Source organism: Polynucleobacter sp. MWH-UH25E, from assembly GCF_018687095.1.
Lineage (GTDB): Bacteria > Pseudomonadota > Gammaproteobacteria > Burkholderiales > Burkholderiaceae > Polynucleobacter.
On record NZ_CP061286.1, the window covers coordinates 1,687,221 to 1,702,155 of the forward strand.

General features: G+C 46.9%; 7 protein-coding genes. All 7 read right to left on the reverse strand.

Annotated elements, in window-relative coordinates; genetic code table 11:
• A partial coding sequence (locus ICV39_RS08730; protein WP_215389701.1) for a VCBS domain-containing protein occupies nt 1-2,909 on the reverse strand: 2,909 nt, incomplete at its 3' end.
• Nucleotides 2,910-3,056: 147 nt separating this feature from the next.
• On the reverse strand, nt 3,057-4,835 hold the full coding sequence (locus ICV39_RS08735; RefSeq protein WP_215389702.1) for a FecR domain-containing protein: 1,779 nt from the start codon (nt 4,833-4,835) through the stop codon (nt 3,057-3,059).
• Nucleotides 4,836-4,895: 60 nt separating this feature from the next.
• Nucleotides 4,896-6,710, reverse strand: a complete 1,815-nt coding sequence (locus ICV39_RS08740) for a tetratricopeptide repeat protein (protein WP_215389703.1) — start codon at nt 6,708-6,710, stop codon at nt 4,896-4,898.
• Nucleotides 6,711-6,713: 3 nt separating this feature from the next.
• Nucleotides 6,714-7,613 carry an ATP-dependent Clp protease proteolytic subunit gene (locus ICV39_RS08745; RefSeq protein WP_215389704.1) on the reverse strand — a complete coding sequence of 300 codons (900 nt, stop codon included), beginning with the start codon at nt 7,611-7,613 and terminating at the stop codon, nt 6,714-6,716.
• Nucleotides 7,610-9,364: a helix-turn-helix transcriptional regulator gene (locus ICV39_RS08750; protein ID WP_215389705.1), complete on the reverse strand. Its 1,755-nt coding sequence runs from the start codon at nt 9,362-9,364 to the stop codon at nt 7,610-7,612. Before ICV39_RS08750 ends, ICV39_RS08745 begins: the two co-directional genes overlap by 4 nt.
• A 25-nt stretch (nt 9,365-9,389) precedes the next feature.
• Nucleotides 9,390-10,607 carry an HlyD family efflux transporter periplasmic adaptor subunit gene (locus tag ICV39_RS08755; protein ID WP_215389706.1) on the reverse strand — a complete coding sequence of 406 codons (1,218 nt, stop codon included), beginning with the start codon at nt 10,605-10,607 and terminating at the stop codon, nt 9,390-9,392.
• A 29-nt stretch (nt 10,608-10,636) separates the two neighbouring features.
• Nucleotides 10,637-14,935 carry a peptidase domain-containing ABC transporter gene (locus ICV39_RS08760; protein WP_215389707.1) on the reverse strand — a complete coding sequence of 1,433 codons (4,299 nt, stop codon included), beginning with the start codon at nt 14,933-14,935 and terminating at the stop codon, nt 10,637-10,639.

A 14,935-nucleotide genomic window follows, 5' to 3' on the forward strand; every position in this document is an offset into this window, starting at 1 on the left:
CATAATACACCAGCGGTACTAGCTTGGCTACCAGCATCAACGCTAATGGTGTAACCAACGCTATTGGTTTCATCGGAGATGATTGCATCATGGGTGCTTGTTGGCGCTAAGCTGACCACCACATGGTCATCGGCAATTGTAACGCCTAAAGTATCAGTACCAACTGAAAAAGCAGTTGTCCCACCAACACCGCTACCAGTCAATGTGGTGATATCAGCATAGCCTCCTGAGAATCCAGAGGTTTGATCCCATGCATGGAATGTGAGAGTAGATTGCTCACCATGTGCCGCAGGCTCAGACCCAGGAACGTAATAAAGTTTGGTTGACGCATTATCGGCCAGCAACAAGGTATGGTTGTTACCAATTTGAGTGTTGTCAATTGCTGTCCAGTGATTTCCGCCATCGGTTGTGTAGTACCAAGTACCATTCGCAGTATCGGCAATTCCAGAAATGGCGATGCCTTTTACCGCACCATGATCAACATCCGCTGCCTGTGCTGTAAATGTACTAATCGAGTAACCATCGTTGACGCCAGGGAGTGCAACTTCATCATCAAGGTTATAGGAAGGAGAGGATGCAGTCAGTGTTGGGGCATCGTTTGTACCCGTAATGGTGACTGTGACAGGCTCAACAGTAGATGCACCATTGTTATCCGTAATGGTTACGTTGTAGGTAACGGTTAATTGATCGCCTGCTGCCAAAAAGGCAAATGCTTTGTCAGGTGCATTAAAGTTCCAAGCGACAGTGCCCGTGCCATTGCCCGTGCTGTCATGACTTTGCGTGCTATCCAACTTGCCGGCATTAGCAAGAATGGTTTGCAGCGCAGTTGCGTCGCCAGAAGAAATCCCGCTAGTAATATCGTTGTGATTACTATCCGTTAAGGTAAATGGGGTTGCCCTGATAGATGCCGAGTGCGTATTGGATAAATCAAAATCACTAAAGGTTATGTGACCAGCCGCTTGATCAATCACTGCGGTATTGGGATCAACAACTTCCGTAAAACCTACATTTGTTACATGACTAATGGGATCAATCCCATGAGAGGTGCTATTGCCAGCTTCGGTATTACTGATGCTACCGCCAGTAATCAAAGGCTTGTCATTAGTACCGAAAATAGTAACAGTGACATTAGTTGATGCAGTACCGCCATTACCATCATCAACCTGAACGGTATAAGTCAGGTTTAACTTTTCACCTTGCGCTAGGAAAGCGAATTTATTGTCTTCAACGGAAAAATTCCAGGCGATTTTTCCAATGCCATCACCCCCTGAATTACTCACAATACTATCAACAGAAGGTGTGCTTGCAGTAGTAAATGCAGCAGTCAAAGCAGACTTGAGATTAGCTTGCTCAATTGGAGTAAGACTCGTTAAGGCAACAGCCTGATTGCTTGCATCGGTATAAGTGATATAACCCGATTGCAGATCATTGCTTGAACTCAATGGGCCATTCGTAACCGAGACGGTGTGCACATTGAGCACATCTGGATCGGCAAAATTAATAATGCCCGTCGCAATATCGGATACACCGTTCACTGGCTGTCCAGACTGAACCAATTCTGTGAATGTAGCATTGGATACGTAACTGGTGGGGTCCACAGAGACTGAGGTTGGCAAAACAGCAGTAATACTCGCCCCTGTGATAACAGGGAGATCGTTCGTACCAGTGATGACAATCGAGAATTGTTGGGTAGCTGAACTTAAGCCAGAGCCCGTATTCGAGATAGTAACGTTGTAGGTAACCGTTAATGTTTGGCCAACAGATAGCGCATCAAACGTTTTGTCAGGAACCGTAAATAACAAAGGCAATGTCTTGAGGTAGCCCTGCAGACCAGTGCCTGGATCGGTAGTAATGACACTCGAATAGTTTTGTGGATCAATCGAAAATACTTGGGTGATGTTTCCAGTATTGTTGGGGTCAGGAGATAAGGCGGTGCTAAGTGCAGTCAGCTGCAATTCTGATAAGGCACTGCCACCAACGTCGCTAGCAACTAAATTATTCAGAGAGATCGAAACCAGTTGCGTATTAATTGGATTGGGATCAAAGAACTGAATTTGCGCTACATCTCCAGTAGGTAGGCCAGTTGCAGGATTAGTGCTCGATGCGCTTGATAGATTGGTGCCACCAAGAATCTCTACGACATTGGTAGAAATTGAACTCAACAACGAGGGTGATGCCGCAACTTCAGGTCCACCAGATGAGGTATTTAAGGGATTTGCAGGTACTGGCGGCCCGCTTCCACCACCGCCACCAAGGGTTACGGTATCAACTGTTGTTGTTGGAGGGGTTGTCGTTGTTGGAGCAGTAGTCGGCGCTGTTGTTGGGGCGGGAGAACCACCATCGCCGGTAGGGGCCGACGTCGTTGTTCCTGATGTAGTACCAGTGCCAGCTGTAACAGGGGATGCGCCAGTTGTAACGGGAGTTCCGGGTGCCCCGGGAGGTGCAATAGCAACCCCAGCTGCGGCTTGTGCAGTTGCGGCCTGCCCTACAGGCCCAATGGTCCCACCACCCTGCTGACCTTGACCGCCACCATCAATGTTGGCCGTACCTACACCAGCAAAAGCAGTGACTGTAAGACCAGCGCCGTTGTAATTAGCTCCATTTCCAGCGATACGTCCCAGAGCATCTGTACCGCCCCCCGTGTAACCCCCACCTAGGGAAGTGTTAGCACTTGTGCCAAGAGCTGAATTCGCACCTACGGCATTTTGATTGGCAACATTATTATTTGGGTTGGTGGTGCTATTGAGAAGACTGGGGCCATCTTGTGGGCCAACATTATTCGTTGAAACAGGAGCATCTGCCCTCGCTTGCGTTGGCGCCTCAGGACCAGCCTGTTGCAACGATGTAATGTTATCTAGATGTTGCGCATCAAACGTTTGTTGTGTTGATGAGGTATTTGCATCTGCCATGGCGTCTTCTCGTATTTCTATAGAAATTGACAAGGAAAAAACCCTTGTTTACGCCTTGACTGTATGCTTGCGAGTTATAGCTTACAACACTGATATTTGTTCTATAACTATAGTTGTATAATTTTGATGGATTTTGTTAGATTGGTATCAGCGTTTGAACACCGCCACCCCCTGCACCACATTGTTACCGGTATTAAAGTTATAGGACATACCAGCAGCTTGGGCAGGCGTCAAAGAAGGATTGACCGCTCCCCCTCCGTAAAACGTGATATTACCGCTTCCAGCACATCCTGCAGCGCACAAATTGAGACTCCCTGCAGTCTTCATAACATTGGTAGAAATCGTATTTGAGGCGGCGCTGGGACTCAACCCGCCCGAAAACGTCATGTTATAGATGCCATAGCCAGACGATTGGGTATTAAACATGCCCAAATTACCACTTAACTGAGCACTTGCAAAATTTGCAGTCATTGAACCGCTAGTTACCGACCAAGTACCTTGGGAGGCTCCGACAGGAGTTGGCGTGGTTGCGGCCAACAACGCAAAATTGAGTACTGAACCATTCACTACAAATTGATTAAGATTGGCAGTACTAGTTCTATCGCCAACAATGTAATGAAAGCCATTGCCAGCTGGAATCGTTACAGGGCCACCACTGTTATAGCCAGCAATTTGTAGAATATCGCCATTGGCCCAACGACCCCAGGAAACCACATTATTCAAATTGCCGCCCTCAATCTGTTGAGCGGTTCCAATGGCATAGGTTACCGGTATGTTGGTACCCGTAACATGATAAACATTTGGATCTAGCCCAATCTGAGTCATGTAAGCCGTTTGACCAGAAGTGGCTGATGGCGTGACTGCCATGGCATTGAGGGTTACACCGCCACTGACTGGATTTGAATCAGGCAGGATATTGTGGGGAGGCAGCCCATCACTGCCTAGGGTTCCCGCGGGATATGTTTCCGCCTTTTGCAAGTAAAAGGCATAGCCTGCATTGGCTTGCACAGGGAGGCCATTTCCTAATCCAGGGTCGTTATAGAGCTGGGACGGTACAAAAGCATTAGTGCTGGCAGCAAGTGCTGGCGGCTGGGTCACTGTCACCCCAGTTACATTGGGCAGCGCGCTTGTTGCTACTGGCACCTGTGCGTCGGCGGATTTTGATGGTGCACTAACTGCAACTGCTAAGGAAGGGATTTCTGTGACGGCATCGCTACGGCCTTTTGGCTTGGCAGACTTTTGTCCTGTTAATGGGTCTGGCAAGAAATTGGGTGGGGCAATAATGAACTGGGGCTTGGTGTCTTTGTCAGAAACATACAGGTACTGATTAACGCCTACCGCCTCAACGGATACCTGGTTCTTAACCACAATCTTGCCCTCAAATACACCAGCATATAAACCATCTTTGACTGGGGTTTTATCGGGATTAAAACAGTTGCCCTCGCACACATTGATGTTAAATCCAGTTCCTCGGATACCAACGGTAGCCACTACCGCATTAATTTGCAGATTGTCTTTATTTTCACGGCCAATAGCACCTGTAACTGCCCTCACCCCGCCCTTTACCAAGCTTAATTCAGCTTTTTCAGAGCCATCAGTCTTGCCATTGAAGTTGTATTGATTAATCTTAAATTCAGATTGCGCACGCAATGCAATCACAGCGCCATCGCTCATGCGTAGTTGAGCATTACTCGCGATACCCGTAACAACAGCATCGCCCGCCAAAATATCGGCACCTTTCGCCAATGCGATTGCTTGTCCACCACGCATAGCCTTGACATCTCCAATTGCCATCAACACTTTGCCCGCAGCGGCTGGGGTTTGAGCCTGAGCGTTACCAAGATGGATCATGGCAATAAGCAAGAGCAACACTATGCCAAGCATGCGAGTCTGATGCAATTTGAAGTAGACGGAAATTCGAGTCATAGCAACCCCCGCAACGCTGTGAAGTAGGTGGGCAGTGCGCATGAAAGACAAGGCGTTCATTTAGTTTGAGTCCCAAGCATATCGTAATTTAATCGCACCTGTCCACTGTTCGTATCCATACAAAACAAGATTCGATTGGTTGTTGTAGTAGGTAAACTCCATTCGAGCAGATAACTCTTTAGTCAATTTGTATTGCAATACGGCGTTACCAGAATACAAATTATCTTTACGTGCAGCTTGGTAAAGCAGATCATTAGCATCGTATTTACTTTGCGCATAGCCAGCCCCTAAGGTGATACCAAATTTATCGGTTGGCAAAAAGCTAGCTTGCAAGGTTGCGCCATTAATTTTTCTGCCTAAGTCGGGGCGATTGCTCGTATCGGTTTGGTGTGATGTACTCAGAGCCGCATCCAATACAGGCTTCCACTTGACCGTAGGAAATGCCTTGCGATAGCCTGCGGTGACAATATTGAGGTTTGAGTTATAAGCATTAAATTGGCTTGGGTACTGCAATACGGTACTGCCGACTGCCAGCATAGCTGACTGCGTATCAGTGAGCTGACGTACATACTCACCGCCTGCGCCATAGGTATTAGGCACCGGCACCTGATCAATCTGCGCAATACTGCCAAAGCCTGCAATTTTGTAAGTATTCGGTCCGTCAGTAATTTTGACACCAGTAGTGGCGTTCGTAACGTTTAAGTTATAACCATTGACCTGCGAATAGCGCTGTGCACTGGTATTGGCATTCGCAAATACACTCACATCGGAAGTGATCGGCATGGCAAAATTTGCCCCGATACTGTCATAGCCAAATACCGATTTTTGCGGGAGCGAGCTCGCACCTAGGGTAATGGGGCCGATATAAGGCAGAATAATGTTATTGACTGCAGTGGCAGCGTTGACATTATTGTTGTAACCCATACCCAGCTCTACATAAAAGCCATACGTGGCCTTATACATCCCCTCTTTAGCCTTAATGTCATCTAAGTACACGTTAATAGTTGACACTACTCCAGCTGGCGGTTGATTTTTCTTAACCGCTAAAAACTCATCTTTTGCTCGCAGATACTCGCCTTGCGCATAGTAAGCTCGCGCCAATTCCAAACGAACCAAGTCGTTATTGGGGTCATTCAGCAGTACACGTTCTAGCGATAGTACGCCCATAGAAACATGTCCTGTTTCAGTCGCAGCAACCCCATAGAAATAATCAAAGAGTGGATCGCCCATGAGCTCGGGATGCTTTGATCCAAGAGCATAGGCCTCGGCGGATTTTTTTTGCTCAATGAGCACTTTCATCTCATCAGCAACATCAGCGTTACTAGTCGTGCCGATGATCGCGGTCGCCAAAATGGCGCCGTACATCGAGGGTTTCATGAGTGGTATAGAAATATTTAAAGCCGCATTAAACCCATCCCTCATGCAGTGATAGCCAGTCACGACTACCTTACGCAAATCCTCACCAAGTTGATTGAAGCACATAAAGGTAAGTCGGATAACGAAAATGATGACATTCACTGGAATCGAGAAAAGATTAAGCGTGACCTTACCCAAATAAACCAAACCATCATCGAACAATTTGCAGATTACCAATGTGATTCGCACAATTTTGCTAGTTTCTCTTAACCAAATTTCCTGACTTCGTACACAAAGGGCATATGCATTTTGGTACGCAAAAGGATACGCAAAGGCCTTGAATTTTTTGGCACATTCAGACAGTAGGCTAATGAGTAAATTAAAACTGAGCACTAAGCCTGTCAAAACGCTCAAGCTAATAATGCAAAGTGCGTAGTCTAACTTTTTAACGCAGTGCTTCACCAAGCCATTCGCCGTGGTCTGCAGATGTGTAAGAGATGACCGTAATTGACTGAACATGATTTAGTTTAAAAAGGGGTCTCTCAACACTTGTTTATAACAATTGATAAAAGCAGTATGCTTTTGATCAAACTCTGCGCAACGGGAGGCAACTTTGAGAGAGCGGCGATGCAGTTCATCCTTGTCCATGTGATAAGGCCCCTGCAACTTCTCAAACTGTTGCGCCCTTGCATCTAAGTAGTTTTGCTCAAAACCACTGAGCCCATAAAAGGTAATTTCTTCGGTGCTGAGACGATAAACCCCTTTGAATTGGTGGGATTGCATCGCCTGAAATAAATCTGGTGGCATTCCCATCTGCGCAAAATAAACAGGCACGGCTTTCTCAAAGCGCTCTAGCATTTCTCTTGCTTGTGGATTGGTTTTAACATCAATCTCCTCCAAGATTTTTGCATTAGCATCGCTTTTCGTAATGCGGCCGCGATGTATGCCAACCGTGTATGCAGGTGCAGCCCTAACCACGCCGCTAGCTAAAACAAAAATACACGCACTGGCACATTGCCCGGTGACAAACACATGGGCTTTATTAGCTCGCAGAATTTCACCAATCTTCATGGCAGCAATGCCATCGCCGCCTGGCGAATCTAACAACACAATCAATCCTGCTGGAATGGGGTCGCTATTAACACTACCAATAGAAGTGCGAATGGATTCCAAAACTTTTTTGGAGATTTGACCTTTGATGGCCATCACCACTACTCTACCCTCTGGCTTAGATTCGGATTTTTCCTCGCTCACGGCATTTGCAAGAGGGGGTCTAGCAGTGACTCCCTTATCCATGTTTACAGTAGGACTTGGAGAGATCGTCTGCAATGAAACTGTCAAGGCAGATGTTCGAACAGAAGCATGAGCAACTACAGAGAGCAGGCTTGCTATCAAAAAGGTTAGTAGCAAGGTAAATCTCATGAGGCAGTCTCCGAATTGGAGATTGCAATACTCAACTGCTTAATCGCCTGTGCGGTACTTAAATCGCGAAACTCAAAGCCCCCTCCCTGGCTAGCGCAAATCAATCCGGAGCTTGTCAGCTCTTGAATGCACGCTTGAACTTTATGATGTGGCTCATTCATTTGACTCAGAATAGTCAGCATCGGCGTTTCAAGATCACTCGCCGCTCGAATTACCAGCTCTCGAGATAATGAATTGAGGCCATCTAGCAAAGCACGAAAATCGACTTGTATTCCCTCGGGCAATTGATCAAGTCTTGGCATTTGTAAATTAAATACTCGTGAAAACGGCGCTATATTGGGTTTTGGCCCCAATATACGAACACTAATCTGTGCCGACCCTTGATCTTGCATATTCGCGGCAACAATCATGATTTGACGTGAGGCTAAACGATCGATTCCCGCTTCACCAATCACCGACTTAAATACATCTAGGGCCTTCATGCCATAGACCAAAACCGCTAGGGGGCTCGCTTTTGAAATCTCGGCCAATAAACCAGCAATTCTTTCGCCTTGTGAGGGATAAATCTTTTCTGAGAGTGAGAGGAGCTCGCTAAACTGCATTTCGATCTGAGAAGTAAAGCTGGCTAATGCCCGATCCCGACGATGAGAACCTGGGGTTCTCAATTTCAGAATTTGAAAGTTCTTTTTGACAACCACACTCGCGACAGAATCAATTAGCAGTGTTGCGGCTGCAGGAGGCCAAGACTCGACCGAGATCCATTGTGCCAAGCCACTGTTAATAGCTTCAAAGGCATTGTCCAAGAACGGTAATCCGCCCCATTTAGCAGCCGAGTCATACAGCATTGATCTGTTTTGCCCAACCACCACAATTGGGCCAACATCCTTGACCACCAATTTTTTATTGCCCTCTTTGGATTTGATTTCCATCCAAGCACCACTCATCGGGGCGATTTTTTTTGTTAATAGATCAGATAGTGGCATTTTTAAAGCCATGGCGTGATGCGCCAAGGTTTCTGCTTTACGAAAGGCTTCAGCACCATAGAGTTCAGTTGCCCTTTCAGAAACTACCTCGGTGTGTGATGCAAGTCCAATCCCAAGTAAGGCCATAGGAGGATTTTTTTTACTGACTTGACTGACACTGGTTTTTTGATAGTGTTCTGCCCAAGACTGCAAATACTGAGCCAAGAAAACCGCTCGGTCGGCGTCATCCAGATGGGCATAAGGATGCCCAAACCAAATTACCGATCCTCCGCCAGGCAGAAAGCTCGCTTGCCCATCCAATGCGCCTGCTAATTTTTCGATCGTTTCTCGCAGTGATTTGAGAAATTGATCGCGCATGGAAATCGCACTGGGCTTCAGTTCGCCAAGCTCAGCAATCGATACCGCTACAGCCGAAACTAAGCGCCAAGAATAACCTTCATCTGCTTTTGCAGTGGTCTTGGTTGCACTCTTTCCAGCTCTTGCTTTGGTGTTGCCGCGTTTAGTAGTATTTTCAAGTACATTTGGCTTAAAAATCTGAGAAGCTGCAATCACTGCCTTAGCACGACTATTAACCCCCAATTTTCTGAAGAGCACAAACAAGTGTTGCTTGACCGTGCCTGACTCAATCTTCAGTTCCTCGGCGATTTCTTTATTGCTTTTTCCTTCGACCAATAAATCGAGCAGCTCGCGCTGACGAGCAGACAAAGAAAGGCCTTGAGAGGCCTCTCTTTTAATCGTTGTTGAGGCGACGGTTTGCGTCCTCATCATATGCTCTTAATCAGCGTTTACCAAATCAACGTTCCCGCATACCCTGCTTAAATGCAACGTAGATTGGACGCAACAAGTAACGCAATACAGACTGACGATCTGTCATGATGTCAGCTTGCACAGTCATACCCGGATCAATACGCTTATTCATATCATCGCCCACATAACTTTGAGGAAGACTAACAATCACTTTGAAATAAGGCTGTTGTTTCTCATCCAAAGTACTAAATGAGGAAACCATAGACACCTTACCCTCGATCGTGCCGTAGCGCATAAAGTCAAACGTGCCGATCTTGAGGCGCACTGGTTGACCCACTTTCACAAAGCCAATGTCAGTGGGAAGCACGCGAACCTCGGCATGCATTTTTCCATCCAATGGAATCACGTTCATCAGGGTTGCGCCTGGAGGAATGACGCCACCAATCGTACGGAACTTGAGATCCTGCACCACACCATCAACCGGAGATAGAACATCTACCCGAGTTAAGCGGTCTTGCAACTTTGTCATTTGCTCTTCGGTTTGGGCCAGTTCATTCGCGGCTGCATTGAGCTCATCCATATTGGTACGGCGATACCGCAGCAACTCGGCTTGAGCGCCACTTAGGTTGCGCTGAGCATCCAATGCTTGAACCCGGGTATTGAGTTTTTCTTTCGCCAAATCACCACGAATAGCACTCACCTCAGAAAAGATCTTGATTTCATTTTGCAACTGGGTGAGCTGATCTTTTTGAGTTTTTAGGGTGAATTCTTGTTCAGTCACCAGTTGCTTATATTCATCGGGCACTTTTGAGAAATCAGCAGGTCGATCGCCTAGCAATGCACGCAAACGTTCTACCCGAGTAAAAAGACCCCAATACTTTGCCGCAAGGGTTTGGTACTCGGCACCAGCTTCAGTGGAATTGAGGCGCATCAGCACTTGTCCCTCATGCACCGATTGACCATCAACCACATCAATGGTGGCAATTCTTCCGCCGTCAACGTGCTGAATGACTTTAACCGCCTGAATCGGCATGATTTGCCCTGGAGCAATCGCCACCACATCCAAAGTGGCAAAAATGGCCCACAGGAAAAAGATGCCCAAGGCATAGCAAACCAACTTCACCGTGGTTTTCATATAGGCGGGTGGCGCTGCCTCTTCAAGCAAGATTGCCTTAGCAACATAATTATCGGTGCGATCACCAAGAGTCAGCCGCGGCTGACTCTTTGATTGATCATCAGATGGCAAGGTAGGTAGTGTGCTCATATCGGTACTCTTCTCGATGAAATAGTGTCTTACGCTGCGGTAGGTTGTTTTAAGAGAACATCGGGTGGTCCTGCAGCCCGCAAGTAACCCTTATCTAAAACTAATAATGTGTCGGCCAAACGAATATGACTTGGTCGATGACTGATAAACAAGACGGTTGCTTTACCCTTCAATGCTTTAAGCGTTTCCATAAACTTCTGGTCACCGTATTCATCCAAACCGGCACCGGGTTCATCAAACAGCATAATGGGCGCTCGTGTGAGGTAAGCGCGCGCCAAGGATAATTTTTGCTTCAGACTGGATGGCAATTCATTGGTGTTATCGCCTACCCTGTACTCAATACCCTTTGGCAAGGCCATCACTTGCTCTAATGCGCCCGCCATATCGAGCGCTTGATAAACCTCGTCGTCACTCGCATCAGGACGAGCTAAACGCAAATTCTGAGCAATCGTGGCGCGGAACAGTTGCGTATCTTGTGGCGCATAGCCAATGGAGCGCCGTAATTCCATCGGATCCAATTGGCGCAGATCTACGTTATCAATCAAAATTGATCCTGCTTGTGGCTGATACATTCCGAGAATGAGTTTTAAGAGCGTCGATTTACCGCCACCATTCGGGCCGCTAATCGCGATCAACTCACCCGGATTAACTCTGAACTCCACACCAATCAAGGCTGGGTCGACATTCATGGAGTAACGGAATGAGACACGAGCAAATTCGAGTGCGCCCTCAAGGCCACGAGAAACCAATGAAGTTGCCGTCTCTTGACGCTCTCCCTGAATCTTCATCAAGCTATCGATTTGACGGGTCGCACTGCGTACACGCTCAATACGGGTCATATTGGTAAAGACGGTTTGAATTGGACTTAACACGCGCCACATGAGAAGCATCGAAGCAATCAAACCACCAGCTGAAACTGTTTGCATTAAAACTGCAGGCACTGTTGCCGAAACAATCATTAATGCCGATAGCATCATCACAAAATAGGATACCGCCACTAATAAAGAAGAGACTTGCTCTGCCTTGTAAGAAGCCATCGTAGCGTTGGCGGAGATCTCCCTAAAGCGCTCCAACCAAAGTTGCTGAGCGCCACACTCACGAATGATGCGCATCTTACTTACCATCTCCACGATAAATTCATTGCGCTTGGTAACCGCCCTACTTACTGCCGCAACTCGATCGTGAGTTAAACCAGAAAATATCCAATAAAGCAACGCATACACCACCACCATGATTGCAAAGATCAATAGTGAAATTGGGTTCATGATGGACAGCGCAATTAAAAATACGAGGGTTGCGGGAGATTCCAAGATGGTAGAGGCTAAGGGCCCTGTAAATAAATCACGAATAGCTTCAAAACTTTGCAGGCGTGAGGTTTGAGAGCCCACTGAAGCACGCTCGGTATAAGCAGGGGACATTTTCAACACTTGCTGCAAAATAGTTGCGCCGAACAAGTATTCAATACGGCCTGATATGTAAGCCAAAATACGAGCACGATGACGCATAAAAAAGTAACCAGCACCAAGGCCAATCGTTGCGCCAATCGTCAAATACAACAACGTATCTTTTGCGCCCGATGGGATCACCGTGCTATAGACAATCGACAAAAATAATGGGCCTGACATCATGACCAAGCCCGATACGAGCGCAGATAAAGTGGCCTGACCAATCAATGGGCTAAATCGCAGCAACACTCTACCCACCCACGAACGCGTGTCATTCACATTGATTTCAGCCTGCTCGTAGAAAAATGCTCGGCCAGAAATATTGAGATTAGGCTCCATGCGAGCCTCTCCAGTAGCAGTGTCTCCCACGCGCATTTGACTACCTAAACGCCCCATGGCGATAAACGCCATTCCGCTATCTGGAACGAACAAGCATGGCAATGAACGAGGCTCAAGCATGCCAAGGGTGCACTTCACTTCATTGGTGCGATAACCCATCTGCGACATCGCATTATGAAAGCTTGTTAAATCCAAGCTATCGGTGTAGTACGGCAATGATTCCGCTACCTCTCGAGCGGTCCCTCGCGCATTCATCAACTTCAACAAAAGTGCTAAGCAGCCTGAAAGGTCAGTTTGTACCTTGAAATTATTTTCAATCGTTTCATGGGTATGGTTCCAACGATTGTCATCTACTCCACCGCCCTTAAATGGTGAATCAAAAAATTCTTCCTTAGGTATAGCGCGGTATTGAGGCGTCGAACCAACGAAAACAGGATCCTTAGCAGAGTACTGTGCTGAACTTGCCTCATGAATCGAACTTACTTTATTCGGTTCCACTTCATGCAAATTACCGTCTTGTAAATACAAAGTACGATCAGCTAAACGCAAAAACGATGGGCGCTGAGAAACTAGAACCACAGTCACCTTGCCGCGTACCGCCTCCATAAACTTCAAGAAGGTAGCATCGCCGTCAGAGTCCATGACAGATGTAGCATCATCAAACAAAACAATATTCGGTTGATTGGAGAGTGCACGCACAATCGCGATACGTTGACGATATCCAGGCGGCATGGCATCTGCAGCCGTATCCCCAACAGGAGAATCCCAGCCTCGCGGCATTTTTGCCACGAAATCACCTAAGCCCAGCATTTTTGCGGTCAGCAAAGCGCGCTCAACCCGATTGGGTTCAAACACACTGACGTTATCGAGTAACGAACCCTCAAACATCATGGCTTTTTGCGGCAGATAGGCCACGTGCTCGCTTAGCCTATCCAAGGGGATCTCTTTAAGATCCGAACCATCAATCAAAACTTTTCCTTGTACTGGCTGCAAAACTCCAGCCATGAGCTGCAACAAGGTACTGCGTCCTGAACCTGAATCCCCTTTAATCGCTAAAAATTCCCCAGGTTCAATAGTTAAATTCAATCCAGAGAATAGCTCTGTTTTGCTACCCGGGAATTGGTAATGCACATTTTCTAATTGCAATTTAGCCGACTGTAGAGGACGGTTTGCTAATTCCACAGCGCCCTCTTGGCTAGCCACCTTTGCGGGCAAACCCTCTTGCATCAGAGTAAGCGCAAGGTTATCGCGCAACACCTCATCTTGCTGATACTTCGCCCACATGCCACCTAAGCGTTGTAAGGGTGCGAGCGCGCGCATACCCAGCAAAATACAAGCCGCCAATTCACCATTGGTTAGATGATGGGTGATCACCAACCAAGCACCCAAAGCCACTATCAACATATTCATCATGGGTGAGAAAATATTGCCAATGCCTGCCGACATATCTAGCGCATAGGTCACGCGAGACATTAAGCGCGCGCAATTTTCTTGTAAGCGCTCATAACGACGCAACATTAAAGATTCCATCGTCATGGACTTTAAGGTGTGGACGTTGCTCAGCGTTTCATTGAGAAAATTCGCGCGGCGCAGGTCCCCTTGCTTTTGATCTTTAATCAAAATCGGGTCTTCGCGACCATTTTTCCAAGTGATAAAAACAAAAACCGCATAGCCTGCGGTGAGCAATAAACCAACCCAAGGACTCAAAATGAACACAATCAGCACATACAACAAAGTAAATGGTAAATCCATCAACTGCTGAAAGGTTTGACCAGAATAGTGGTACTTCAAAGATGACACAGATTTGTAGTCATCCATCACCGTTCCTGTGCCTTTACGCTCAAAGTCATGCAAAGGTTCGGCGAGAGCACGCTCTGTAACTGCCAACATAGCCTTATGCTCAAAGCGCGCAGAGATCCAAGCGGTGGTATACGATCGCACCGCTCTCATTACAGACTCCAGTGCTACCGCCACGCCAACCGCTACGGCAATTAAAGCCAAGGTCTCTAAAGATTGATGCGGCAAGATTCGGTCATACAACTGCAACATCAACAATGGAAATGCTAAGGCCAGCAAGTTAATGACAATGCTCGAAGCAATAATCGTCGTGCGCTCGCCCGCAAATGGCGAAAGGTCGCCGACAGTCTTTTGTTTGGCGGTCGGATTACGAAATTGACGAATTCGCTCTTGCAGCTTATCAATATCTGCCCTAAAAGCATTCCACTCGATAGAGGAAGACTGAAGAGCTTTTTGATAATGCTCCTTCACAAGCGGAATCCAAAAACTTGGATGAGCTTTTTGCAGGCAATTGATCGCAAATTGCTTATTAGCCTGCGGAGCAGCGGCCGAACGATCCTCAAGGTTAATTTTTGCACCACGGATGCGCATTAAAACTAGATCAAAGTCATATCGAATCTGCTTATAAAGCGCTCTTGCCAAGGTCTCGAATAAAACTACCACCCAACCCATTAAAGCCAATATCTTATTAACTGCTTTTTTGATTGAATGACCGACTTGCGACATCCATTTTTTAAAATCATTCAT

Bases quoted from the DNA above. Each gene is read 5' to 3' on its own strand.
- ICV39_RS08735 (WP_215389702.1), bottom strand. From the start codon at position 4,835: ATGACTCGAATTTCCGTCTACTTCAAATTGCATCAGACTCGCATGCTT.
- ICV39_RS08740 (WP_215389703.1), bottom strand. From the start codon at position 6,710: ATGTTCAGTCAATTACGGTCATCTCTTACACATCTGCAGACCACGGCG.
- ICV39_RS08745 (WP_215389704.1), bottom strand. From the start codon at position 7,613: ATGAGATTTACCTTGCTACTAACCTTTTTGATAGCAAGCCTGCTCTCT.
- ICV39_RS08750 (WP_215389705.1), bottom strand. From the start codon at position 9,364: ATGATGAGGACGCAAACCGTCGCCTCAACAACGATTAAAAGAGAGGCC.
- ICV39_RS08755 (WP_215389706.1), bottom strand. From the start codon at position 10,607: ATGAGCACACTACCTACCTTGCCATCTGATGATCAATCAAAGAGTCAG.
- ICV39_RS08760 (WP_215389707.1), bottom strand. From the start codon at position 14,935: ATGAATGATTTTAAAAAATGGATGTCGCAAGTCGGTCATTCAATCAAA.